Raw genomic sequence first — 24,101 nt, forward strand, 5'->3', positions numbered from 1 at the left:
CTACCCTTGTGGGAGAGGGTGGCTCGCCGCGCAGCGGCGAGGCGGGTGAGGGGTTTCTCTCCGCACAAACAGTCTTGCGGGCGGAGATATACCCCTCATCCGGCGCTTCGCGCCACCTTCTCCCACAAGGGGAGAAGGGAAGAGGCATCTCGCTCGATTTCGGCAGTCTCCTCCGATAGCAATCACCCGCGAGATGCGGTTAGATGCTCGCACAGGCCGGGAGGAAACAAGAATGACCAGCAACGAGCCGAAGGACGCAACACCCTCCGTCATCGCGCAGCAAGCAACGATGCTGAATGCGCTGCCGTTTTCCGACACGCGGGATTTCGACGACGCCGCGCGTGGCTTCCTTGGTACGATCGAAAATGCGGAGATCGCCAACCCGCAGGGGCGGACGGTGTGGAGCCTGAAGCCCTATGGCTTCCTCTCCAGCGAGACGGCGCCGCCGACCGTCAATCCGAGCTTGTGGCGACAGGCGCGGCTCAACATGCATCACGGCCTGTTCGAGGTGGTGCCCGGGGTCTACCAGGTGCGCGGGCTCGACATCGCCAACATGACGCTGATCGAGGGCGACAGCGGTGTCATCGTGGTGGACACGCTGACGTCGATCGAGGGCGCACGTGCCGCGCTCGATCTCTATTACAGGCATCGTGGCCAGAAGCCGGTGGCCGCCGTCATTTTCACCCACACCCATACCGACCATTGGGGTGGCGCGCGCGGCGTGCTGGAGGAGGACGCGCTGGCAACCGGCGCCGTGCCGATCATCGCGCCGAACCTGTTCATGGAGCATGCCGTCTCCGAGAACATCATCGCGGGGCCGGCGATGCTGCGGCGGGCACAATACCAGTTCGGGCCGTTCCTCGCCAAAGGCGTGCGGGGGCAGGTCGACAACGGGCTCGGCAAGTCGATGGCGGCGGGCGCCGTGGCACTGCTGCGTCCGACAGACCTGATCATGGCAACCGGCGACAGGCGGGTGATCGACGGCGTCGAATTCGAATTCCAGATGGCGCCGAACAGCGAAGCGCCGGCGGAGATGCACTTCTTCATCCCGCGCTACAAGCTGCTGAACCTCGCCGAGAACTGCACGCACAATTTCCACAATCTGCTGCCGTTCCGCGGCGCCGATGTGCGCGATGCGCTGGCCTGGTCGAAGTATCTCAACGAGGCCTTGCGGCTCTGGGACGGCAAGGCAGAGGCGATGTGCGGACAGCATCACTGGCCGGTGTGGGGCCGCGAGCGGATCGGAACGATGATCCGGCAGCAGCGCGATCTCTACAAGTTCGCGCATGACCAGACCATCCGCCTGATGAACCACGGCCTCACCGCAGCCGAGATCGCCGAGACGATCCAGTTGCCGAAGAGCCTGGAGGGCGCCTGGCACGGCCGCGGTTATTACGGCCATATCCGGCATAACGTGAAGGCGATCTACCAGAAGTATCTCGGCTGGTACGATGCCAACCCGGTCAATCTCGATCCGCTGCCGCCGGTGGAATCCGGCAAGAAGTATGTCGAGTACATGGGCGGCGCCGAGGCCATCCTCGCGCGCGCGCGCAAGGACTTCGACAAAGGCGAGTTTCGCTTTGTCGCGCAGGCGCTCGGCCATGTCGTCTTCGCGGAGCCGGAGAATGAAGCGGCGCGTGCGTTGCTCGCGGATACGCTCGAGCAGCTCGGTTATGCCGCCGAGAGCTCGACCTGGCGCAACGCCTATCTGTTCGGCGCGCAGGAGCTGCGTCAGGGCATGCCGAAGACCCCGCCGCGTCCGCCGATGCCGCGCGAGACGCTGGCGGCGCTACGCACCGAGCAGCTCTGGGACGTGCTCGGCATTCGGCTCAACGGCCCCAAGGCCGAGGGCAAGCACATCGTGCTGAACTGGAGCTTTTCCGATACCGGCGAGATCTTCGTGCTCAACCTGGAGAATTGCGCGCTGACTTATACGGAGGGCGTGCAGGCGGAAGGCGCGGACGCCAGTTTCACGCTCGCGCGCGCAACGCTCGATGAGGTCATCGCGAAACTGACGAGCTTTCCGGAAGCGGTCGCCGCCGGCAAGATCAAGCTCGCGGGCAACCCGATACGGCTTGCCGAGCTGATGGGCCTGATGGACGAATTCCCGCGCATGTTCGAGATCGTCGAGCCGAAGCGGGCGGTGGTGAGTTAGGGCACCGCTCGCCTCGTTCTTGCTGGCATCGCCCTCCGCACTCTCGCTGTCATCGCCCGGCTTGACCGGGCGATCCAGTATTCCAGAGACCGCAGTGCTTGAGCCGAGAAGCCGCGGAGTACTGGATGCCCCGGTCAAGCCGGGGCATGACAGTGTGTCGTGAGGTGAAAGCGGCCCTTACTCCGCGCTGCTCACCAGCTTGATCCGCGGCGCCTGCGCTTCCGTCAGGCTGCGATAGGCCGCGAGATAATCCAGCGCCATCCGCCGCGCCGTAAAGCGCTTCTCGAACTGCTTGCGGATGGCCGCGCGATCGAGTTGCGGCAGGCGCTTGACGACGCCGGCGGCGCTGATGATGTCCTCGACCACGAAGCCGGTGAGGCCCTCATCGATGATCTCGGGCACCGAGCCGCGGTTGAAGGCGACGACCGGCGTGCCGCAAGCCATCGCTTCGATCATCACGAGACCGAACGGCTCCGGCCAGTCGATCGGCAGCAGGAGGCCGAGCGCGCCGCTCAGGAAGTCGGATTTCTCGTGGTCACCGATCTCGCCGATGAAGTCGACCAGCGGATTGTTCTGGATCATCGGCTTGATCAGTTCGTCGTAATAGTCCTGGTCGGCGCGATCGACCTTGGCCGCGATCTTCAGCGGGATGCCGCAATGCATCGCGATCTTGATGGCGCGGTCAACGCCCTTCTCTGGCGCGATGCGGCCGAGCACGGCGAGATATTCCTGCTTCGCCGGCTTCGGCGTCAGCAAGGTCTCCGGCAGGCCGTGTTGGATCGTCGTCACCCAGTTCGCCTGCGGCACCGGCCTGCGCTGCGCGTTCGAGATCGAGATGACAGGCATTTTCGAGAAGGTGTTGAACACGGGCTGATGCTCCGGCAGGTCGAGCCGGCCGTGCAGCGTGGTCACGAACGGGGTCGGCTGCCGGTGGAACAGGGACCATGGGTAGTAGTCGAGATGGAAGTGGAGGAAGTCGAACTCCTCGTCGTCACATTTCTGCCGCACGCGCTCCAGGAGCACCATATGCAGCGCGTTGGGATCACGCACGGAACCGTCGAGGCGAAGCGCCCGCGGCCAAAGTGCGTCCAGCTTCGCCGACGTCTGCGAGTCACCGCTGGCGAACAGCGTGACATCGTGTCCAAGGGCAACCAACTCCTCCGTCAACCAGTGCACCACCCGCTCGGTGCCGCCATACAGCTTGGGTGGAACAGCCTCAGTCAACGGAGCTACCTGCGCGATGCGCATCTCGCCATCTCCTCTGTGATCATGGAAGTAAAACCCCCGCCGTGTCTCGGCACCGGCATGCCAGACGAGGGAACGTTCTCGCAATTGCGAAGTTCCTTCAACGAACGTTACTTCTTCGACACACTTCAGTCGGCCGCGATGCTGCCATCTCCTCTTCTCACATCGTCCGCATCCGCATGTCGTGATGGCCCGGCCCGGGAACCGAGGCGAAGCGGTCGATGTTCAATCGGCTAATAGAAAAATCGAAATCAATACGACGGGGTCGCAGTCACATGGATCATCTTTCTGGTTACGCGCGCAGGCCATTTGCCTTTGTCTTGCGCTATCTGCGACGACGGCCGGCATCGCATCTCGTGATCCTGACCGCTGTCGTTGCAGCCGTTGCCTGTTCCGTGGGCACGCAATACGGCGTCAAATCCCTGGTCGACAGCCTGTCCGCGGGAACTTCGCACGGTGGCAGCGTATGGCTGGCATTCATTTTACTCATGTCGCTGATCGCTGCCGATAATTTCCTGTGGCGGATCGCGAGCTGGACCGCGAGCTTCACCTTCGTTCGTGTCACGGGCGATTTACGCCGTGACATATTTCGTCATCTAACCGGACACGCGCCGAGCTATTTCTCGGATCGCATGCCGGGCATGCTGACGAGCCGTATCACCGCGACCTCAAACGCGGTGTTCACGGTCGAGAACATGTTCGTCTGGAATGTGTTGCCGCCGTGCATCGCCACAATTGCGGCCATCGGGCTGATTGGAACCGTCAGTCCCTATATGGCACTCGGCCTGATCGTGGTCGCGGGCGGTATGGTGATAGCGATGTTCCATTTGGCCGCAGCCGGCAAGCCGTTGCATGACGACTTTGCCGACAAGGCCGCCGTCGTCGACGGCGAGATGATCGACGTCATCAGCAACATGCCGCTGGTCCGCGCCTTCTGCGGCATCGGCCATGAGCACGAGCGGTTCGACGCGACGGTGAACCGGGAACTGACCGCGCGCGGCCGTAGCCTGCGTTATCTGGAAAAGCTGCGGCTCACGCATGCCGGCGTGACGGTCGTCCTGACGGTTGCGCTGATGGCCTGGGCGATCACGCTCTGGCAGCAGGGCGAGGCGACCACCGGCGATGTCGTGCTGGTCTGTACGCTCGGCCTCTCCATTCTCAACGCGACGCGCGACCTCGCGGTGGCGCTGGTCGATGTCACCCAGCACGTCGCGCGCCTGACCGAGGCGATCGCGACCTTGCTCGTGCCGCATGAATTGCGCGATCATCCCGAGGCCGAGCCGCTGATGAAGAGCGGCGCCGCGATCGCGTACAACAACGTCACCTTCGGCTATCCCGGCGGCGAAAAAATCTTTGAACGGTTCAGCCTGCGGCTTCAGCCCGGCCAGCGCGTCGGCCTGGTCGGCCAGTCGGGCGGAGGGAAATCGACCCTGTTCACGTTGCTGCAGCGGTTCTACGATGTCGATGAAGGCAGCGTGACCGTCGATGGCCAGGATATTTCCAAGGTGACCCAGCTGAGCCTGCGTGAGGCCATCTCGGTCGTGCCGCAGGATATCTCGCTGTTCCACCGCTCCATCCGCGAGAACATCCGCTACGGCCGTCCGAACGCGACCGACGACGAGGTGCTGCGCGCGGCGATCGCGGCGCGCTGCGATTTCATCGACAGCCTGCCGGAAGGTCTCGACACCATGGTCGGCGACCGCGGTGTCAAGATGTCCGGCGGCCAGCGCCAGCGCATCGCGATCGCGCGTGCCTTCCTGAAGGACGCGCCGATCCTGCTGCTGGACGAAGCGACCGCCGCGCTCGACAGCGAATCCGAGGAGGCGATCCGCGAGGCGCTGTCGCGCCTGATGCGCGGCCGTACCGTGATCGCGATCGCGCACCGGCTGGCGACGCTGCGCAATTTCGATCGCGTCCTGGTGCTGAAGAATGGCAAGATCATCGAGGACGGCGCGCCCGACCGCCTGATGCAGGGCCACGGCCCCTACCGTGAGCTGGTGACGCAGGAGATGAGCCGGCTGGCGAAGTTCGCCGCGTAAGTCCAACAGTTGCGTTTGCGTTGGTCGCGTTCGAAAAACTGGCCGCAGGGGAGCAGCTCATGGCAGCCGAAGCCGTAACCCAGATCATCTCGGTAACGCAGACGGAGGAGGCCGTCGCGGAGCAGGCGTTCTACATTCCGATGACGGGGCCCGCCGCGCGGCCCCGTCGGTCGCTCAAGCACGACGACACCTTCATCGTGCTGGACAGCCATGGTGACATCGGCGCCTCCGCGGGCGGGCCGGACGGCCTGTTCAACTGCGACACGCGCTATCTGGCGCGGCTGGAGCTCGTGCTCGACGATCTCCAGCCGCTGCTGCTCGGCTCGAATCTTCGCGATGACAATTCGGCCCTGACCGTCGATCTCACCAATCCCGATATCTATCGCCAGGGCCGCATCGTGCTGCAGAAGGACCTGCTGCACATCGTGCGCACGATCTTCCTGTGGCGCGGCACGGCCTATCAGCGCATCGGCGTGCAGAACCATGGCGACCGTCGCGCCAGCCCGGAGCTGACGCTGCTGTTCGACAGCGACTTTGCCGATCTGTTCGAGGTGCGCGGCGAGCGGCGCCCGCACCGCGGGACCGGCACCAGCAAGTTGCTCGGGCCGACCGACGTGCTGTTCCACTATCGCGGGCTTGACGATGCCGTGCGTACCACCGGCCTGCATTTCGACCCGCGTCCGACGCGGCTGTCGGTGAATGCCGCGACCTGGCAGCTCGACCTGGACCCGCACCAGTCGAAATCCCTTTTCGTGGCGGTGTCCTGCAACCGGCCGATCGCGGAGAAGCCCGCGCGCTTCTTCAGGGGCCTGCTCGCCCATCGCCGCGAGATGCGCCAGTCAACGAAGGGCATGGCCAGCATCGAGACGTCGAACAACATCTTCAACGAGGTGCTGTGCCAGGCCATGGCCGACCTCAACATGCTCATGACGGAGACGCCGCAGGGGCGTTATCCCTATGCCGGCATTCCCTGGTACTCGACGACGTTCGGCCGCGACGGCCTGATCACCGCGCTCCAGATGCTGTGGATCGATCCGCGGGTCGCGAAGGGCGTGCTGCGGCGGCTCGCGCATTTTCAGGCAGAGACGGTCGATCCGCTGAACGATGCGGCGCCCGGAAAAATCCTGCACGAGATGCGTGGCGGCGAGATGGCTGCGCTCCGCGAGGTGCCGTTCGCGCAATATTACGGCAGCGTGGATTCGACCGCCTTGTTCGTGCTGCTCGCCGGAAGCTATTTCGAGCGCACCGGCGACGAAAAGACCCTGACCGAGCTGTGGCCGGCGATCGAGGCGGGGCTGGCCTGGATCGACGGCCCGGGCGACCCCGACAGGGACGGCTTCGTCGAATACCAGCGCGCCACCGAAAAGGGCCTCGCCAACCAGGGCTGGAAGGACTCGTATGACGCGATCTTCCATGCCGATGGCCAGCTTGCGGAAGGCAATCTCGCCCTTGCCGAGGTGCAGGGTTACGTCTTTGCCGCCAAGCAGCTCGCCGCACGTTGCGCGTTGCGGCTCGGCAAGCCGGACCTCGCCAAAAAGCTCGAGACCGAGGCCAAGGCGCTGGCCGAGCGGTTCGAGAAGGCATTCTGGTGCGAGGAGCTCGGTACCTATGCGCTCGCGCTCGACGGCAAGAAGCGGCCCTGCAAGGTGCGGACATCCAACGCCGGGCAGGTGCTGTTCAGCGGCATGATCCGCGAGGACCGCGCACGTCTCGTCGCCGCCGATCTGATGGCGCCGCACTTCTTCTCGGGCTGGGGCATCCGCACGGTCGCGCAAGGCGAGGTGCGCTACAATCCGATGTCCTATCATGACGGCTCGATCTGGCCGCACGACAATGCGCTGATCGCGCTCGGGCTCGCGCGCTACGGCCTCAAGCATTCGGTGGCGCATGTCTTCAAGGGCTTGTTCGACGCGGCGACATACATGGACCTGCGGCGGCTGCCCGAATTGTTCTGCGGCTTCCGGCGCGAGAAGCGGCGCGGCCCGACGCTCTATCCGGTCGCCTGCGCGCCGCAGGCCTGGGCCAGCGCGACGCCATTCACGCTGCTGGAGGCAGCGCTCGGCATCGAGTTCGACGTCGCGCGCGGCGAGATTCGCCTGCGCAATCCGCATCTGCCGGCGTTCCTGAACGAGGTGATCCTGCGCGATCTGCGATTGGGCAATTCCAGCGTGGATCTGCGCGTCAGTCGTCACGGCGACGACGTCGCGCTGGAGGTCTTGCGCACGCGCGGCCAGATCCAGGTCTCGATCGTGCTGGCACGCTAGCGGCGCCTGCGAGGAGGGTTTTATGCGTACCGCCGGATGGTTGGTTCTGAGCGCAGCGATCGTCGCGGGATTGACGGTCGCCGCATCGCGTGCCGCGGAGGAACCGCCCGCGGGCCCAACGACGCCCCCCAGCGAAGCGAACGCGCCGGCCGCGGTGCAGCCGCCGACCTCCACCGTGCCGGTCACGCCGAAGGACGCCGCGCCGCCGCCGTCCGTGACCATCATCGGTGCGAGCGACGCCCATGGCGTGCTCGGCCGTGACGTGCGCAGCGCCGCCGACGAGGACATGGGCCGCATTGTCGACATCATCGTCGACCGCGCCGGCCGTGTGCGCGCCGCCGTGATTGATTTCGGTGGTTTCCTCGGCGTCGGCAGCCGCAAGATCGTGGTGGACTGGAACGCGATGCGGTTCGGCAAGATTGCCAACAAGAAGGACAGCATCACGCTGGAATTGACCAAGGCGCAGGTCGCAGCCGCGCCGGAATACAAGGAAGACACGCCGATGGTGGTGCTCGGCGCGTCCGGCAGCCTGCAGCCGCTGCAAGCGATTCAGTGAGGCGCGGGGAGGGATGGCCGCCGGTGCTGTTGTCGAGGAAGCGGAACCACGCAGATCGCGATAGCCGCGTTGAACGGTACAAGGTTGCCGCGCCGCCGCCTGCGGGCCTTCCGGCGCCGTCGCGCCAGAGCCTGCGCGGCCTCGACTGGTTCATCTTCTTCCTCGCCGACGTTCAGACCGGGTTCGGTCCCTTCATCGCGGTCTACCTCACGACGCAGAAATGGACTCAGGTCGAGATCGGCCTCGTGCTGTCGATCGGTGGCATCGTCGCGCTGATCGGGCAGATGCCCGGTGGCGCGATCATCGATGCCGCGAAGTCCGAGCGGCTGGTCGCAGCGCTTGCGATAGCGACCATCGGCTTCTGCGCGCTCGCCTATGCGGCGATGCCGATCTTCCCCGTGGTGGTTGCTGCGGCCACGCTGCATGCGGCGGCGAGCTGCGTGCTGGGGCCGGCGATCGCGGCGATCAGCCTCGGCCTGGTCGGTCCGCTTGCGATCGGCGAGCGGCTCGGCCGCAATGCGCGCTTTGCGTCCCTCGGCAACGGCGTCGCCGCCGCCGTGATGGGCACGGCCGGCTATCTCCTGTCGAGCCGCTCGGTGTTCCTGGTCACCTTCCTGCTCGCGATTCCGACCCTGATCGCGCTGTCGCGCATCCGCGAGGAGGAAGTGGACATCGCGCGCTGTCACGGCGAGATGCCGCGCGAGGCGCCGGTTCCAGGCGACACCAATCTCTGGCACCTGATCCGGCAACGCCCGCTCATCGTCTTCGCGCTGAGCGTGCTGCTGCTGCAATTGGCGAACGCCGCGATGATGCCGCTGATGGCGAGCGCGGTAACGGCGCGGTCGAGCCAGTGGGCAACGGTGCTCGTCGCCTTCTGCATCGTCGTGCCGCAGGCGATCGTGGCGCTGCTGTCGCCGACGGTCGGACGCAAGGCGCAGCTCTGGGGCCGGCGGCCGCTGCTGCTGATCGGATTCGGCGCGCTGACGATCCGGGGCCTTCTGTTTGCGACCGTGCGCGATCCCTATCTGCTGGTCGCGGTGCAGGTGTTCGACGGCATCACGGCGGCGGTGTTTGCGGTGATGATCCCGCTGATCGTGGCCGACGTCGCCTTCGGCAGCGGCCATTTCAATCTGGCGCAAGGCATTGTCGGGACCGCGACCGGCATCGGGGCGTCCTTGAGTACGGCGCTTGGCGGCTATGTCAGCGACAAGTTCGGCAATGCCACCGCCTTCATCGGGCTGTCCGGCGTCGCCGCGACCGGGCTTTTGCTGATCCTCTTTGTGATGCCGGAAACCCGGCGCACCGGCATGATCGCGCCGAAAAAAATGGCCGGCTGAACGAATTCAGCCGGCCAAAGCGGGTGGGGAAGAAGACAGAAATCAGGCGTCGAGATTGTGCAGGCGCTGACGGTTGCGCAGCACGATCTGGCGGGCGCCGGAAAATCCCAAAATGCCCTGGGCGTGAAGCTGCGACAGCGCGCGCGACACGGTCTCCAGCGTGAGGCCGAGATAGTCGCCGATGTCGCGACGGCACATCGGCAGTGCCATCATGCCGGCTACCGCGAGGCGGCGGTCCATCTCGAGCAGGAAGGTTGCAACGCGCTCCATCGCGGTCTTGCGTCCGAGCAGCAGCATGTGGTCCTCGGCGTGACGTAGTTCGCCGGCGGTCATGGCCCAGAGCTTGCGGGCGACCTGCACGTCGGTGCCGGCGGCCTTCTCCAGGCTCGCGCGCTTCACCAGGCGCACGGTCGTGTCGATGATGGCTTCAGCGGCGAGGCGGTGGCTGGGACCGGATTCAAGGCCGAACACGTCACCGGGAAGATGGAAGGAGCCGATCTGGCGGCGGCCGTCGGAGAGCAGCTTGTAGCTGCGCACCGCGCCGGTGATGACCTGGTAGACATACTCGGCCGGCTCGTCCTCGCCGTAGATCTCCTCGTCCTTGCGGTAGGAGAACTCGGTGGCGACGAGGCCGACATGGCCGGCGATCGCGCCGAACTGGTCGGAGACGGGATGGGCAGGGGCAATCTTGGCACGAACTTGGGTGTTGATCGCCTGGGTCTTGAGCGTCTCGGTCAGCATCTGCGCCATCTCCGTTGTGATGACGCTTTGATACGCGGGTTCAGATGCTTCGAAAATTTCGCGAGATATCTTAAGGGGGTTTACCTACGTAGAACCCCGTAGGTCAGTTGCCGCGGCCGCCCTGGATGGCGTGGCGGATGCACTTGACCAGGGTTTCGTCGAGAAGCGGCTTCAAAATCACGTCCTTGACGCCTGCTGCGGCGGCCCGGGCCGAGATATTCCCATCGGGATAGCCGGTGATCAGGATCACGGGCGTGCCCTCGTCGGACTGGCGCAACCGGCCGGCCAGCTCGATGCCGTTGATGTCGGGCATCTTGTAGTCGATCACGTAGCAGTCCGCCCCCTGCGCGCCGCTGGCATTCAGCAGGGCCGTGGCATTCCTGAAGGTCCGCACGGTAAAGCCGTCGGTTTCCAGCAGGAATTGCAGGGATCCCAGCACAGCGGCATCGTCGTCGACAACGTAGACGGTGGGCTTTGCGGATGACGTCACTGGAAGCCGCTGTTGGTGCGAGCCGATCTCGATCATCCCATCTGGCTAGCACGGCCCGGGAGAATGATTTTGACCTGCCTCAATCCTTCAACATCCCGGCGCGCATCGCCAGCCGGACCAGCTCCGAGAGGCTGTTCGCCTGCATCTTGGTCATCACATTGGCCCGGTAGACCTCGATGGTGCGGGGGCTGATGTCGTATTCACGGGCGATCAGCTTGTTGGAGAGGCCCGCGATCAGCCCTTCCATGACCTGGCGCTCGCGCGGGCTGAGGGAGGCGACGCGGGCGGCGATGTCCTGCGAGATCGCCTCGTTCTTCGCCGCCGGCTCGGCCTGGCGGATCGCCGTCTCGATCATGGTGGTGAGGCGGTCGTCCTCGAACGGCTTCTCGAGAAAGTCGACCGCCCCCAACTTCATCGCCTCGACCGCGAGCGGCACGTCGCCATGGCCGGTCATGATCAGGATCGGGAACGGGCTTTGCTGCGCCTTCATCCGCTTCAACAGCTCGATCCCGTCGATACCAGGCATGCGCACGTCCGAGACGACGCAGCCGAAGGCAAGGCCGGGCAGGACATCGAGGAAGGCTTGCGCATCGTCAAACAGGGTGACGCCGAAGCCGGAGGAATCCAGCAGGAAGTTCAGCGAGTCCCGCATCGCCTCGTCGTCGTCGATGACGTAGACATGTCCCTTGGTCGTCATGGATCAATTCTCATCGGCTGCCGGGAGAGTGAAGCGGAATGTCGCGCCGCCCGATGCGTTGCTCTCGGCCCACATGCGTCCGCCGTGAGCCTCGATGATCGAGCGGCTGATGGACAGTCCCACGCCCATGCCGGTTTCCTTGGTGGTGAAGAAGGTCTGGAACAGGTTGGGAATGACGTCGCCCTGGAATCCGGAACCGGTGTCGGACACCTCGACCTCGATCATGTCGTCACCGACGCGGGTGTTGGCGACGACGAGCTCGCGCTGCGGCGACTGCGCCATCGCTTCCAGCGCGTTGCGGAACAGGTTGACCAGCACCTGCTGGATCTGCACGCGGTCGGCGAGCACGAGATCGGCGTCGGGATCGAGGCTGAAGCGGAGCTGCACGTTCTGCTCGCGCGCGCCGGCAAGCCCGAGCGCGCCGGCCTCCTCGATCAGCTTGGACAGGCTCTCGACCCGCTTCTCGGACTCGCCGCGGGAGACGAAGTCGCGCAGGCGGCGGATGATCTGGCCGGCGCGCAAGGCCTGCTCCGCGGCGCGATCCATCGCACTTTCGATCTTCGGCGTGTTGGGATCGGTGCTGCCGGCCAGCAGCCGCCGCGATCCCTTCATGTAATTGCTGATCGCCGCCAGCGGCTGGTTGATCTCGTGGGCCAGCGCCGAGGCCATCTCGCCCATCGCGGTCAGCCGCGACACGTGGACGAGCTCGGACTGCAATTCCTGGAGCCGCGCCTGGGTCTGCTGGTGCTCGGTGAGGTCGCGGACGAAGCCGGTGAAATAGGGCTCGCCGCCGGACTGCATCTCGCCGATCGACAGGTGCATCGGAAAGGTCGTGCCGTCACGGCGCTTGCCGGTCACGATGCGGCCGATGCCGATGATGTGCGGATCGTTCGTGCTGCGATAGCGCGCGATGTAGCTGTCGTGGCGGGTGCGGTCGGGCTCCGGCATCAGGACGCTGACGTTCTGGCCGATCGCCTCCTGCTCGGACCAGCCGAACAGGCGCTCGGCGGCGGTGCTGAACAGTTGCATGATGCCGCGACCGTCGATGACGATCATGGCGTCGGGAATGGTGTGAAGGATCGAGCGAAGATGGGTCTCACGCGTGCGCAGCGCTTCCTCGACCTGCTTTTCCTCGTCGATATCGAGGAAGATGCCACTGAGATGGCGAGCGACGCCGGATTCGTCTCGGATCAGGCCGGCGCGGGCCCTGATCCATTTGCCGCGGCCGGAACTGGCGGAAATCCTGAAGGAGACGTCGAAGCCGCCGCCATGCTCCGAGACCTGCTTGATCGCGTTCTCGACGCGCTCGCGGTCGCCGGGCTCGAGGCGCGACAGGAAGAGGTCGTAGCTTGCCGGCTGGCCCCGCTCGATACCGAGCAGCATCCTCGCGGTTTCCGACCACTCCAGCTCGCGCGTCGTGAGGTCGAGATCCCAGGTGCCGACGCCGAATCCCTCGATCCGGACCCGGAAATGCTCGCCGCGACTGTCGTCTGGCGGATGCGTTACGCGGGTCGGCGACAATCGATGACTCCCATCTTCGCACGGCGGGCGTGGCGCCGCGAACATGACAGCAATTTCGCCCATGGACCGGCCCGAGGCAAGTTCGGATGTCTGATTCCATTGGCGGATTTCCCGCAAGGTCGCGCCCGGCGATTTGATCTACCTCATCCTGCCCCGTCACGGCGAGGCTAGATTTCGCGCCAGTTCATAGCTGAGCGGAGAATCCCAATGACTTACGCGACCGTGATGGTCAGCCTGGCGCTCGACCAGTCCAACGAGGCGCGCCTTCAGGTCGCGGGCGAACTCGCCGAGCGATTCGAGGCGGCCATTATCGGGGTTGCCGCAGGGCAGTTCGCGCCGCCGCTCTATTTCACCGACGGCGCCGAGGCCCAGAGCCTTATCGATCAGGAGGAAGCCTCGATCAGGAAGCGCCTCGCCGATCTGGAGGCGCAATTCCGCGCCGCCACCAGGGCGCGCGGCGGCCGCGTGGAGTGGCGCGGCGCCATGGATTTTCCGGCGCGATTCGTGCTGGCGCAGGCACGATGTGCCGACATCATCGTCAGCGGCGGCCACAGCCCGGCCTTCTCCGACGCGTTCGCGCTTGCAAGTCCCAAGGACCTGGTGATGCAGGCCGGCCGCCCGCTTCTCGTCGTTCCCGATAAGGTCAACTGGCTCGACCTGCGCAGCGTGCTGGTGGCGTGGAAGGACACGCCGGAGGCGCGGCGCGCGGTAGCGGATGCGCTGCCGATGCTGCGCAAGGCGAGGGACGTCACCATCGTCGAAATCCCGGAGCGCGACGACGACCGTTCGGCGGTGATGGCCGGCGTCACCGACGTTGCCGCCTGGCTCGCCCGTCACGGCGTCACCGCGAGCGCACGCGTCTCGGAGGCCGTGCGGAACGCAACCGCTGCCGCGCAGTTGGAGCAGGTCGCCGGCGACCTCGGGGCCGGCCTGATCGTGGCGGGCGCCTATGGTCATTCGCGCTTTCGCGAGCTGATCCTCGGCGGCGTCACCGAATATCTGGTCACCCAATCCGCCCGCAGCGTGCTGCTGTCGCACTGACGGCCGCCCGGCCCAAAAGCTAATCGAGGAGGACGCGCCGTGTACAAGTTTCTTGAGCAGACCGTGGACGGCTACATGACGCGCAACGTCAGGACAGCGCGGCGCGACCAGGACCTGCTCGCGCTCAGCGAGATGTTCGAGCGTGATGACTTCAACTCCTATCCGGTCGAGGACGACGGGCAGGTCGTCGGCATCGTCACCAAGTTCGACATCTTGAAGTGTTTCGCGTTCTCGCCGAGCCAGATGCTGCCGCGCTATCGCGACCTGATGAGCCGCAGGATCGGCGACGTCATGACGCCCGAGTTCATCTATGTCAGCCCCGACACGCGGCTGACGCGCGTGCTCCAGATCATGGTCGAGCACCGCATCAGAAGCATCATCGTGCTCGACGGCGCCGAGAAGCTGGTCGGAATCATCGCCCGCGAGGACGTCATCAAGGCGCTCAAGGCGACGGCGCAAGAGTGACTTCCTCCTTCTCCCCTCATGTCCGCCGAAGCCTTGGCGAAGGCGGATGTGGGAGAAGGTGGCGCGAAGCGCCGGATGAGGGGTTCTCTCCACCGAAAGACTCTCCGTGCGGAGCCAACCCCTCACCCAAGTGAGTGCGCGGCACCGTCCTCGCTGCCCTCTCCCACAAGGGGAGAGGGCACTTCAACTGGCGGGCGCCGCATCACTCGCCCGAATAGAAATCCACCTGTCTTGATTTCAATCAATTCGCCGCGAGGTCGAATGTGGTTTCTGGCGGCGTGTTCTTTCAGAGAGAATCCGCATGAGCCAGCCCTCCATCTCCAAATCCATGACCATCGGTGAAAGCGGCCTGGCTATCGTGTTCGCAGTCACCGCCTTCCTTTGCGTGATCGCCTCGGCCAAGGCGCTCGATTCGGCCTTTGCCTTCCATGCCGCGCTCAGCGCAGCGGCGAGCTTGGCTGTGGTCTTTGGCATCATCAACCGCTACTTCGATCGTCCGGCGGCGCTGTCGCCGGCGGAGATCAACGGCCGCCCCAACTACAATATGGGTCCGATCAAGTTCACCGCCGTCATGGCGATGTTCTGGGGCATTGCCGGCTTCCTCGTCGGCCTCATCATCGCCTCGCAACTGGCGTGGCCCGCGCTGAACTTCGATCTGCCCTGGACCAGCTTCGGCCGGCTGCGTCCGCTGCACACCTCCGCGGTGATCTTCGCCTTCGGCGGCAACGTGCTGATCGGCACGTCGCTCTATGTCGTGCAGAAGTCCTGCAGGGTGCGCCTTGCGGGCGACCTCGCGCCATGGTTCGTCGTGATCGGCTACAACTTCTTCATCCTGATCGCCGGCACCGGCTATCTGCTCGGTGTCACCCAGTCGAAGGAATATGCCGAGCCGGAATGGTATGCCGACCTCTGGCTCACCATCGTCTGGGTCGCCTATCTGCTGGTCTTCCTTGCCACGATCATCAAGCGCAAGGAGCCGCACATCTTCGTCGCGAACTGGTTCTATCTCGCCTTCATCGTGACGATCGCGGTCCTGCATCTCGGCAACAATCCCGCGCTCCCCGTCTCGGTGTTCGGCTCGAAATCCTATGTCGCCTGGGGCGGCATCCAGGACGCGATGTTCCAGTGGTGGTACGGGCACAACGCGGTCGGCTTCTTCCTGACCGCCGGCTTCCTCGCCATCATGTACTACTTCATCCCGAAGCGCGCGGAGCGGCCGATCTATTCCTACCGGCTGTCGATCATCCACTTCTGGGCGCTGATCTTCCTCTACATCTGGGCCGGCCCGCACCATCTGCACTACACGGCGCTCCCCGACTGGACGCAGACGCTCGGCATGACCTTCTCGATCATGCTGTGGATGCCCTCCTGGGGCGGCATGATCAATGGCCTGATGACGCTGTCGGGCGCCTGGGACAAGCTGCGCACCGACCCCGTGCTGCGCATGCTCGTGGTCTCCGTCGCCTTCTACGGCATGTCGACCTTCGAAGGCCCGATGATGTCGATCAAGGTGGTGAACTCGCTCAGCCACTACACCGACTGGACCATTGGTCACGTGCATTCCGGCGCGCTCGGCTGGGTCGGCTTCGTCTCGTTCGGCGCGCTGTACTGCCTGGTGCCGTGGGTGTGGAATCGCAAGGGCCTCTACAGCCTCAAGCTCGTCAACTGGCACTTCTGGATCGCGACCCTCGGCATCGTCCTCTACATCTCGGCGATGTGGGTGTCCGGCATCCTGCAGGGCCTGATGTGGCGCGCCTACACCTCGCTCGGCTTCCTCGAATATTCCTTCATCGAGAGCGTCGAGGCGATGCATCCGTTCTACATCATCCGCGCCGCCGGCGGTGGGCTGTTCCTGATCGGCGCGCTGATCATGGCCTACAATCTCTGGATGACCGTTCGCGTCGGCGAACTGGAAGTCCAGATGCCCGTCGCGCTTCAGCCGGCGGAATGAGGAGCCTTCCATGTCGTTCTGGACACGCCACCAAATCTTCGAAAAGAACTCGATCGTCCTGATCGTCGGCATTTTGCTGGTGATCGCGATCGGCGGTCTCGTCGAGATCACGCCGCTGTTCTACCTCAAGAGCACGATCGAGGCGGTCGACGGCGTCAGGCCCTACACGCCGCTGGAGCTCGCGGGCCGCAACGTCTACGTCCGCGAAGGCTGCTATCTCTGCCATTCGCAGATGATCCGCCCGCTGCGCGACGAGGTCGAGCGCTACGGCCACTTCTCGCTCGCCGCCGAGAGCATGTACGACCACCCGTTCCAGTGGGGCTCGAAGCGCACCGGTCCCGATCTCGCCCGCGTCGGCGCCAAATATTCCGACGACTGGCACGTCACCCATCTGACCAACCCGCGCGCAATCGTGCCGCAGTCGGTGATGCCGGGCTATCCGTTCCTGAGCCAGACCGAGGTCGATCCCGATACGATCGCCGACCACATGAAGACGCTCAAGGCCATCGGCACGCCCTACACCGACGACCAGATCGCGAACGCAGGCGCCGATCTGAAGGCCCAGGCCGATCCCGACAATGCCGGCTCCGACGCCTTCGGCAAGCGCTACGCCAAGGCCGTCGTGCGCAATTTCGACGGCAAGGCCGGCACGCCGACCGAGATGGACGCGCTGATCGCGTACCTGCAGATGCTCGGCACGCTGGTCGACTTCAAGCTCTACAACGAGAAAGCCAATCTTCGCTGAGAAGGCATCACCGATGAAAGCCATCCTGACACTCGACAATCTCGCGTCTGGTCTGGTGACCACGATCTGGACGCCGGTGTTCGTCGCGATCTTTCTCGCGATCATCGCCTACGCATTATGGCCCCGCAACAAGGCCGCTTTCGACGAAGCGGCGCGCCTGCCGTTGCGGGAGGAGTAAGAGATCATGACCGACCATCATAGCGACATCGATTCCGTCACCGGCAAGTCCACGACCGGACATGAGTGGGACGGCATCAAGGAGCTCAACACGCCGCTGCCGCGCTGGTGGGTGATCTCATTCTACCTCACCATCGTCTGGGCGATCGGCTACTGGATCGTCTATCCGGCCTGGCCGCTGATCTCCAGCAATACCACGGGCCTGTTCGGCTATTCCTCGCGTGCCGACGTCGCGGTCGAGCTCGCCAACCTCGAGAAGGTCCGGGGTGACAAGATGGCGGCGCTGGGCGCCGCTTCGCTCGCCGACATCGAGAAGGACCCGGCCTTGCTGGCGCTTGCGCGGGCCAAGGGCAAGACCGTGTTCGGCGACAATTGCGCGCCATGCCACGGCTCAGGCGGCGCCGGCGCAAAAGGCTTCCCGAATCTCAACGACGACGACTGGCTGTGGGGCGGCACGCTCGACCAGATCATGCAGACCATCCAGTTCGGCGCGCGTTCCGGTCACGCCAAGGCGCATGAGGGCCAGATGCTAGCCTTCGGCAAGGACGGCGTGCTGAAGGGCGACGAGATCGTCACGGTCGCCAATTACGTGCGGTCGCTGTCGGGCCTCTCGACCCGCAAGGGCTTTGATGCCGCGAAGGGCGAGAAGATCTTTGCGGAGAATTGCGTCGCCTGCCACGGTGACGGCGGCAAGGGCAACCCGGAGATGGGCGCCCCGAATCTGACCGACAAGATCTGGCTCTACGGTTCTGACGAAGCGAGCCTGATCGAGACCATCAGCCTCGGCCGCGCCGGTGTGATGCCGGCCTGGGAAGGGCGGCTCGATCCCGCCACCATCAAGGCGATGGCGGTTTACGTCCACTCGCTGGGCGGCGGAAAATAGCCTGCTCGCGACAAGCGGGGGCGAACAAAAGTGTCCCCGCTTGAGCTGGATCAACTGACGCGCTCGCGCCGGGTCTAGGTTTAATCGCACCTTTTCGAGAAGCTTCTTGGCGATGAACAAGACCGTGAACCCGAACGACCTCACATCGAACGATGACGACGGGCCGCTCTACGTAGCCCAGAAGAAGGTGTATCCCCAAAGCGTCTCCGGTACGTTCCGCCGGATCAAATGGGGCCTGATGGCGTTCTGCCTCGGCGTCTACTACTTCCTGCCGTTCGTGCGCTGGAACCGCGGCATCGGTGCTCCGAGCCAAGCGGTGCTGATCGATCTTCCCAACAGCCGCTTCTACTTCTTCTTCATCGAGCTGTGGCCGCAGGAGATCTACTACTTCACCGGCCTGCTGATCGTCGCCGCGGTGGCGCTGTTCCTGATGAACTCGGTCGGTGGCCGCATCTGGTGCGGCTATCTCTGTCCGCAGACGGTGTGGACCGATCTGTTCTACGCGGTCGAGCGGCTAGTCGAGGGCGACCGGCGCGAGCGGATGAAGAAGGACAAGTCGTCCGATCCGATGAAGCTGGAGCGCATCTCCGAGATCGTGCTCAAGCATTCGATCTGGCTCCTGATCGCCTGGTGGACCGGCGGCGCCTGGGTGCTCTATTTCAACGACGCGCCGACGCTGGTGAAGGAGCTCGTCACCTTCCAGGCGCCGATGATCGCCTATATCTGGATCGGTATCCTGACGGCCACGACCTATGTGCTCGCCGGCTTCATGCGCGAGCAGGTCTGCACCTATATGTGCCCGTGGCCGCGCATCCAGGCCGCGCTCACCGACGAATGGGCGCTCAACGTCACCTATCGCTACGACCGCGGCGAGAAGCGCACTTCGGTGAAGAAGGCAATCGAGCTGCGCGCGCTCGGCGAACACGTCGGCGACTGCGTCGACTGCTATCAATGCGTCGCGGTCTGCCCGACCGGCATCGACATCCGCAACGGGCCGCAGCTCGAATGCATCCAGTGCGGACTCTGCATCGATGCCTGCGACAACGTGATGACCAAGATCGGCCGGCCGAAGCGGCTGATCGGCTACGACAACGACATCAACATCCAGCGCCGCCGGGAAGGCAAGGCGCCGGTCTACCGCATCGTCCGGGCCCGCACCGTCGCCTACAGCGCGATCATCGCGGCGGTTGGCGGCATCATGATCTACACGCTCGCGACGCGCAGCCTGCTCGACGTCAACGTGCTGCACGACCGCAACCCGGTCGCGGTCAGGCTCAGCGATGGCTCGATCCGCAATGCCTATACGGTGCGGCTCTTGAACAAGAGCGGCTATGACCGCGTCATCGCGATCGACGCGAACGGTCCGGCCAACCTGACCACGCATGTCGTCGGCATCGATTCCGTGACGCCGGATCGGCCGATGATCGTGATCCCGCGCGACTCCACCAGCGAGCTGCGCCTGCTGGTCACCGCACCGGCGGAAAGCAATCCGGAAAAGTCGGTTCCCGTTCGCTTCCACGTCACCGACATCGGGCTCGGCGAGGTCGCCACCGCCACCGACAATTTCGTATCGCCCTAGGATCAGGAGACTGCCATGGCCACCAAGCCGCTGACCGGAACAAAAGTGTTCCTGATGCTGGTCGCCTTCTTCGGGCTCGTGATCGGCGTCAACGTGACCATGATGAAGCTCGCGATCGCGACGCTGCCCGGCACCGACGTCGACAGCCCCTATGCCGCGGGCCTCACCTATGATCGCGAGATCTCGGCGGCGCAGGACCAGGCCGCGCGCAACTGGAAGGTCAACGCCCATATCGAGCGCCGCGCCGATGGCGCTGCCACGCTTCAGGTCGATGCGCGTGATGCGATCGGCCAGCCGATGAGCGGGTTGAAATTCGGCGGACGTCTGGAGCGGCCGACCGACAAGCGCGCCGATCTCGCAGTCGAGCTGTCGGAAGCCGGCATCGGCATCTATCGCGGCAATGCCACTGCCGTCGCGCCGGGGCAGTGGGATCTCGTGATCGAGGGCGAGGCGCGCGGGACACGCGTGTTCATGTCGCGCAACCGCGTGATCCTGAACTGAGGGAATTCGTCATGCAGGTCACGCGGGATTTTTCGCATTACGTCCGGGCCGCGGGCGATGGTATCAAGCACATCGATCTCGCGGTCGAGGGGGTTCAATGCGCCGGTTGCATGGCCAAGATCGAGCGCGGATTGTCAGCCATCCCCGACGTCACGCTGGCGCGCGTGAACCTCACCGACCGCCGCGTCGCGCTGGAATGGAAGCAGGGCACGCTCGACCCGGCCCGCTTCATCGATCGGCTGGAAGAGCTCGGCTACAAGGCCTATCCTTACGAGACCGAGAGCGCGGAAGCGACGGAAGTGGCGGAATCCCGCTTCCTGCTGCGCTGCCTCGGCGTTGCCGCGTTCGCCACCATGAACGTGATGATGCTGTCGATCCCGGTCTGGTCCGGCAACGTCTCGGACATGCTGCCGGAGCAGCGCGACTTTTTCCACTGGCTGTCGGCGCTGATCGCGCTGCCGGCGGCGGCCTATGCCGGCCAGCCGTTCTTCCGCTCGGCCTGGCGCGCACTGTCGGCCAAGACCACCAACATGGACGTGCCGATCTCGATCGGGGTGTGCCTTGCACTCGGCATGTCCGTGGTCGAGACCATCCATCACGCCGAGCACGCCTATTTCGACGCGGCGATCATGCTGCTCACGTTTCTTTTGGTCGGCCGCTTCCTCGACCAGAACATGCGGCGGCGGACCCGCGCGGTCGCCGGCAATCTCGCCGCGCTGAAGGCGGAGACGGCGGCCAAGTTCGTCGGGCCCGACGAGATTTCGCAGGTGCCGGTCGCGGCGATCCATCCCGGCGACATCGTGCTGCTGCGGCCCGGCGAGCGTTGCGCGGTCGACGGCACGGTGATCGAGGGGCGTTCCGAGATCGACCAGAGCCTGATCACCGGCGAGACGCTCTATGTCACGGCGGAGAGGGGCACGGCGGTCTATGCGGGTTCCATGAACATCTCCGGCACGCTGCGGGTGCGGGTCTCGGCGGCGTCGGAGGCGACGCTGCTCGCCGAGATCACGCGGCTGCTCGACAACGCGCTGCAGGCGCGCTCGCGCTACATGCGGCTCGCCGACCGCGCTTCGCGGCTCTACGCGCCGGTGGTGCATGCGACCGCGCTGATCACCATCCTCGGCTGGGTCATTGCGGGTGCAGGCTGGCACGATGCGATCGTGACCGGCGTGGCCGTGCTGATCATCACCTGTCCGTGCGCGCTTGGGCTCGCGATCCCGACCGTGCAGACGGTGGCCTCGGGCGCGATGTTCAAAGCAGGCGTGCTGCTCAATTCAGGCGACGCCATCGAGCGGCTGGCCGAAGCCGACCACGTCATCTTCGACAAGACCGGCACGCTGACGCTGCCCGATCTCGAAGTGATGAACGCGGCCGATATTCCCGCCGACATTTTTGAACTTGCCGGCCGGCTCGCGCTGTCGAGCCATCATCCGGTCGCCGCCGCAGTCGCGCAGGCCGCTGGCGCAAGGTCGCCGATCGTTGGTGCGGTCGAGGAGGCCGGGCAGGGCGTGCGCGCAACGGTGGATGGTGTCGAGCTTCGCCTTGGCCGTCCGTCCTTCTGTGGAGCCGAAGCGCTGGTCGACAGAGCCACGCTCGATCCCGAAGCCTCCATCGTAGCTTTCAGCAAAGGGACTGAAAAGTTCATCCTGTCGGTGCGTCAGGGCCTGCGCCCGGACGCGCAGGCCGTGATCGCGGCGCTGAAGGCGCGCAATATCGGCATCGAGATTCTCTCCGGCGACCGCGAGCCCGCGGTGATCGCGGCGGCCCATGCGCTGGGCATCGCCGAATGGCGCGCCGGCGTCACGCCGGCCGACAAGATCGCGCGGATCGAGGAACTGAAGCGGCGCGGCGCCAAAGTGCTGATGGTCGGCGACGGCATGAATGACGCGCCCTCGCTGGCGGTCGCTCATGTCTCGATGTCGCCGATCTCGGCTGCGCATCTCAGCCAGGCGACTGCCGATCTCGTCTTCCTCGGCCGCCCGCTGGCGCCTGTCGTCGCCGCGATCGACGCCTCCCGCAAGGCGCTGCATCTGATGCGGCAGAACCTCTGGCTGGCGATCGGCTATAACGTCCTCGCCGTGCCGGTGGCGATCAGCGGCGTGGTGACGCCCCTGATTGCGGCGGCGGCCATGAGCGGGTCGTCGATTCTGGTGATGCTGAATTCGCTGAGGGCGCGTAGTGCGTCACGGGAGATCGTGTGATGGAAATCCTGGTGATCCTGGTGCCGCTGGCGCTGATGCTCGGAGGCGCCGGCCTCGTCGCCTTCCTCTGGTCGCTTCGCAGCGGCCAATATGACGATCTCGACGGCGCGGCGTGGCGGGCTATCGCCGACGACGAGCCGCCGCAGGACGCCCCGGTCAAGCGTTAACGCTCCGTTGGTTCCGCGCTGCCCTTTTCGGACATGGTCGCTGGACGGCCGGCGGTCGCCGGGCGTAACAATGCCGGAGGATTTTGCGTAGAAGCGACGGGGCAGGCTCTCCGGAGCAGGAGCGTGACGAGCATGCAGAAAAATGTCGGAGTGTGCGGGTCTAACGATCTGCCGGGACAGGTCGTGCTGGTGCTGCAGGGCGGCGGTGCGCTCGGCTCCTATCAGGCGGGCGTCTACCAGGCCCTGCACGAGGCCGGGATCGAGCCGGACTGGGTCATCGGCACCTCGATCGGCGCCATCAACGGGAGCCTGATCGCCGGTAATGCGCCGGAAAACAGGCTCGCGCGCCTGAAGGAGTTCTGGAAGCGGATGGAGCAGAATCCGGTCTGGGCTCTGGGTGGCGCCTTTCCCGACTTCAGCGAGAAGCTCACCTATTTGTCGACTGTCACCCACGGCATTCCCGGCTTCTTCCGGCCCAACCCGCTGGCGCATGCGGGAGATTCCTTTCCACTCGGCGCCGATCATGCCGGCTTCTATTCGACCGCGCCACTGGAGAAGACGCTGAGCGAGCTGGTCGATTTCGATCTGGCCAATCGCTGCGCGCCGCGACTGACGGTCGGTGCGGCTCATGTCGGCACCAGCGAAATGCGCTATTTCGACAGCCGCGACGGCGAACTGACGGTGAAGCATGTCATGGCCTCGGGCGCGCTGCCGCCGGCCTTCCCGGCGGTGCGCATCGATGGCGAGCTGTATTGGGACGGCGGCATCCTGTCGAACACGCCGACGGAGGCCGTATTCGACGACAATCCACGCAGGGATTCGCTGATTTTCTCCGTGCATCTGTGGAATTCCGTCGGCGCCGAGCCGACCACGATGGCGGAGGTCTTGAACCGCCATAAGGACGTGCAGTACTCCAGCCGCATCGCGAGCCAGATCGTGCGGCAGCAGCAGGCCCATCGGCTGCGCCACGTCATCAACCAGCTTGCCGCGCGATTGCCCGAGAGCGAGCGCAACGATCCCGCGGTGAGGGAATTGATGAGCTACGGCTGTCCGACCCGCATGCATGTGGTGCGGCTGCTGGCGCCGCAACTCGATCGCGAAACCCATACCAAGGATATCGACTTCAGTCCGTCGGGCATTACGCGGCGCTGGCATGCGGGCTACGCCCACACGAGGTCGGTGCTGGCGCGAAAGCCGTGGATCGGCGAATTCGATCCGCTCGCCGGCGTGGTGCTGCACGAGCATATGGACGAGATGCCGATGGCGGCGGAGTAGGGCCGCGTCCGCTTTCATCGAATTGCCACAGGCCCTGCGGATCGTGGCCGTCGGCAACCGAAAGGCCTTGC

At 65.0% G+C, this 24,101-nt stretch carries 21 protein-coding genes; 16 read left to right on the forward strand and 5 right to left on the reverse strand.

The annotated features are described in order from the left end of the window. The first annotated feature begins 232 nt into the window (after positions 1-232). Positions 233-2,155, forward strand: coding sequence for an alkyl/aryl-sulfatase (locus ABIB99_RS00955; RefSeq protein WP_354174415.1), 1,923 nt, complete (start codon positions 233-235; stop codon positions 2,153-2,155). Between the two features lie 177 nt (positions 2,156-2,332). On the opposite strand, the gene ABIB99_RS00960 is transcribed toward ABIB99_RS00955, so the two are convergent. After that, on the reverse strand, positions 2,333-3,403 hold the full coding sequence (locus ABIB99_RS00960) for a glycosyltransferase family 4 protein (RefSeq protein WP_063984831.1): 1,071 nt from the start codon (positions 3,401-3,403) through the stop codon (positions 2,333-2,335). Positions 3,404-3,675: 272 nt separating this feature from the next. Between ABIB99_RS00960 and ABIB99_RS00965 the strand changes: the two genes are divergently transcribed. From ABIB99_RS00965 to ABIB99_RS00980, 4 genes are read left to right on the forward strand one after another with little or no spacing between them, the layout of a single operon-like run. Beyond that, the gene (locus ABIB99_RS00965; protein WP_028150105.1) at positions 3,676-5,439 is read left to right on the forward strand and encodes an ABC transporter ATP-binding protein; all 1,764 of its coding nucleotides are present in this window, start codon (positions 3,676-3,678) and stop codon (positions 5,437-5,439) included. Between the two features lie 59 nt (positions 5,440-5,498). Beyond that, positions 5,499-7,703, forward strand: coding sequence for an amylo-alpha-1,6-glucosidase (locus tag ABIB99_RS00970; RefSeq protein ID WP_063986577.1), 2,205 nt, complete (start codon positions 5,499-5,501; stop codon positions 7,701-7,703). A gap of 22 nt (positions 7,704-7,725) precedes the next feature. Then, positions 7,726-8,259 carry a PRC-barrel domain-containing protein gene (locus ABIB99_RS00975; RefSeq protein ID WP_208085439.1) on the forward strand — a complete coding sequence of 178 codons (534 nt, stop codon included), beginning with the start codon at positions 7,726-7,728 and terminating at the stop codon, positions 8,257-8,259. A gap of 23 nt (positions 8,260-8,282) precedes the next feature. Next, on the forward strand, positions 8,283-9,596 hold the full coding sequence (locus tag ABIB99_RS00980; RefSeq protein WP_354174419.1) for an MFS transporter: 1,314 nt from the start codon (positions 8,283-8,285) through the stop codon (positions 9,594-9,596). Between the two features lie 42 nt (positions 9,597-9,638). On the opposite strand, the gene ABIB99_RS00985 is transcribed toward ABIB99_RS00980, so the two are convergent. The 4 genes from ABIB99_RS00985 to fixL all read right to left on the reverse strand — a co-directional run bounded on the left by ABIB99_RS00985 (position 9,639) and on the right by fixL (position 13,045). Beyond that, a complete protein-coding gene (locus ABIB99_RS00985) occupies positions 9,639-10,337 on the reverse strand; it encodes a helix-turn-helix domain-containing protein (protein WP_354174421.1) in 699 nt (232 codons plus the stop codon). Between the two features lie 103 nt (positions 10,338-10,440). Continuing rightward, the gene (locus tag ABIB99_RS00990; RefSeq protein WP_247307759.1) at positions 10,441-10,863 is read right to left on the reverse strand and encodes a response regulator; all 423 of its coding nucleotides are present in this window, start codon (positions 10,861-10,863) and stop codon (positions 10,441-10,443) included. Between the two features lie 43 nt (positions 10,864-10,906). Next, on the reverse strand, positions 10,907-11,524 hold the full coding sequence (gene fixJ, locus ABIB99_RS00995) for a response regulator FixJ (RefSeq protein WP_028150099.1): 618 nt from the start codon (positions 11,522-11,524) through the stop codon (positions 10,907-10,909). 3 nt (positions 11,525-11,527) lie between these two features. Next, entirely contained in the window at positions 11,528-13,045 is a 1,518-nt protein-coding gene (fixL, locus tag ABIB99_RS01000; protein WP_354174424.1) for a sensor protein FixL, read from the reverse strand. Positions 13,046-13,252: 207 nt separating this feature from the next. On the opposite strand from fixL, the gene ABIB99_RS01005 reads away from it, so the two are divergent. From ABIB99_RS01005 to ABIB99_RS01055, 11 genes are all read left to right on the forward strand, one after another. Next, positions 13,253-14,086 (forward strand): universal stress protein, encoded by an 834-nt coding sequence (locus ABIB99_RS01005; protein ID WP_354174426.1) that lies wholly within the window; start codon positions 13,253-13,255, stop codon positions 14,084-14,086. Positions 14,087-14,125: 39 nt separating this feature from the next. Beyond that, positions 14,126-14,551: a CBS domain-containing protein gene (locus ABIB99_RS01010; RefSeq protein ID WP_354174428.1), complete on the forward strand. Its 426-nt coding sequence runs from the start codon at positions 14,126-14,128 to the stop codon at positions 14,549-14,551. Positions 14,552-14,852: 301 nt separating this feature from the next. Beyond that, positions 14,853-16,502 (forward strand): cytochrome-c oxidase, cbb3-type subunit I, encoded by a 1,650-nt coding sequence (gene ccoN / locus ABIB99_RS01015; RefSeq protein WP_354174430.1) that lies wholly within the window; start codon positions 14,853-14,855, stop codon positions 16,500-16,502. Positions 16,503-16,512: 10 nt separating this feature from the next. Next, positions 16,513-17,247, forward strand: a complete 735-nt coding sequence (ccoO, locus tag ABIB99_RS01020; protein ID WP_014497065.1) for a cytochrome-c oxidase, cbb3-type subunit II — start codon at positions 16,513-16,515, stop codon at positions 17,245-17,247. Between the two features lie 13 nt (positions 17,248-17,260). Continuing rightward, the gene (locus ABIB99_RS01025) at positions 17,261-17,425 is read left to right on the forward strand and encodes a CcoQ/FixQ family Cbb3-type cytochrome c oxidase assembly chaperone (protein ID WP_014497064.1); all 165 of its coding nucleotides are present in this window, start codon (positions 17,261-17,263) and stop codon (positions 17,423-17,425) included. Positions 17,426-17,431: 6 nt separating this feature from the next. Then, complete coding sequence (gene ccoP, locus ABIB99_RS01030) at positions 17,432-18,307, forward strand: cytochrome-c oxidase, cbb3-type subunit III (protein ID WP_354174433.1); 876 nt, start codon at positions 17,432-17,434, stop codon at positions 18,305-18,307. A gap of 112 nt (positions 18,308-18,419) precedes the next feature. Next, positions 18,420-19,886 carry a cytochrome c oxidase accessory protein CcoG gene (ccoG, locus tag ABIB99_RS01035; protein WP_354174435.1) on the forward strand — a complete coding sequence of 489 codons (1,467 nt, stop codon included), beginning with the start codon at positions 18,420-18,422 and terminating at the stop codon, positions 19,884-19,886. 15 nt (positions 19,887-19,901) lie between these two features. After that, positions 19,902-20,387, forward strand: a complete 486-nt coding sequence (locus ABIB99_RS01040; RefSeq protein ID WP_354174438.1) for a FixH family protein — start codon at positions 19,902-19,904, stop codon at positions 20,385-20,387. 11 nt (positions 20,388-20,398) lie between these two features. Beyond that, positions 20,399-22,588 (forward strand): cation-translocating P-type ATPase, encoded by a 2,190-nt coding sequence (locus ABIB99_RS01045; protein ID WP_354174440.1) that lies wholly within the window; start codon positions 20,399-20,401, stop codon positions 22,586-22,588. Then, positions 22,588-22,755, forward strand: coding sequence for a cbb3-type cytochrome oxidase assembly protein CcoS (gene ccoS, locus ABIB99_RS01050; RefSeq protein WP_014497059.1), 168 nt, complete (start codon positions 22,588-22,590; stop codon positions 22,753-22,755). Before ABIB99_RS01045 ends, ccoS begins: the two co-directional genes overlap by 1 nt. Positions 22,756-22,887: 132 nt before the next feature. Continuing rightward, on the forward strand, positions 22,888-24,030 hold the full coding sequence (locus tag ABIB99_RS01055) for a patatin-like phospholipase family protein (protein ID WP_354174442.1): 1,143 nt from the start codon (positions 22,888-22,890) through the stop codon (positions 24,028-24,030). Positions 24,031-24,101: the final 71 nt, after the last annotated feature.

This window comes from Bradyrhizobium sp. LA6.1 (assembly GCF_040547805.1).
Taxonomy (GTDB): domain Bacteria; phylum Pseudomonadota; class Alphaproteobacteria; order Rhizobiales; family Xanthobacteraceae; genus Bradyrhizobium; species Bradyrhizobium barranii.

Coding starts and splice junctions, on each gene's coding strand:
- ABIB99_RS00955 (WP_354174415.1), top strand. CDS start 233: ATGACCAGCAACGAGCCGAAGGACGCAACACCCTCCGTCATCGCGCAG.
- ABIB99_RS00960 (WP_063984831.1), bottom strand. CDS start 3,403: ATGCGCATCGCGCAGGTAGCTCCGTTGACTGAGGCTGTTCCACCCAAG.
- ABIB99_RS00965 (WP_028150105.1), top strand. CDS start 3,676: ATGGATCATCTTTCTGGTTACGCGCGCAGGCCATTTGCCTTTGTCTTG.
- ABIB99_RS00970 (WP_063986577.1), top strand. CDS start 5,499: ATGGCAGCCGAAGCCGTAACCCAGATCATCTCGGTAACGCAGACGGAG.
- ABIB99_RS00975 (WP_208085439.1), top strand. CDS start 7,726: ATGCGTACCGCCGGATGGTTGGTTCTGAGCGCAGCGATCGTCGCGGGA.
- ABIB99_RS00985 (WP_354174421.1), bottom strand. CDS start 10,337: ATGCTGACCGAGACGCTCAAGACCCAGGCGATCAACACCCAAGTTCGT.
- ABIB99_RS00990 (WP_247307759.1), bottom strand. CDS start 10,863: ATGATCGAGATCGGCTCGCACCAACAGCGGCTTCCAGTGACGTCATCC.
- fixJ (WP_028150099.1), bottom strand. CDS start 11,524: ATGACGACCAAGGGACATGTCTACGTCATCGACGACGACGAGGCGATG.
- ABIB99_RS01005 (WP_354174426.1), top strand. CDS start 13,253: ATGACTTACGCGACCGTGATGGTCAGCCTGGCGCTCGACCAGTCCAAC.
- ccoN (WP_354174430.1), top strand. CDS start 14,853: ATGAGCCAGCCCTCCATCTCCAAATCCATGACCATCGGTGAAAGCGGC.
- ccoO (WP_014497065.1), top strand. CDS start 16,513: ATGTCGTTCTGGACACGCCACCAAATCTTCGAAAAGAACTCGATCGTC.
- ABIB99_RS01025 (WP_014497064.1), top strand. CDS start 17,261: ATGAAAGCCATCCTGACACTCGACAATCTCGCGTCTGGTCTGGTGACC.
- ccoP (WP_354174433.1), top strand. CDS start 17,432: ATGACCGACCATCATAGCGACATCGATTCCGTCACCGGCAAGTCCACG.
- ccoG (WP_354174435.1), top strand. CDS start 18,420: ATGAACAAGACCGTGAACCCGAACGACCTCACATCGAACGATGACGAC.
- ABIB99_RS01040 (WP_354174438.1), top strand. CDS start 19,902: ATGGCCACCAAGCCGCTGACCGGAACAAAAGTGTTCCTGATGCTGGTC.
- ABIB99_RS01045 (WP_354174440.1), top strand. CDS start 20,399: ATGCAGGTCACGCGGGATTTTTCGCATTACGTCCGGGCCGCGGGCGAT.
- ccoS (WP_014497059.1), top strand. CDS start 22,588: ATGGAAATCCTGGTGATCCTGGTGCCGCTGGCGCTGATGCTCGGAGGC.
- ABIB99_RS01055 (WP_354174442.1), top strand. CDS start 22,888: ATGCAGAAAAATGTCGGAGTGTGCGGGTCTAACGATCTGCCGGGACAG.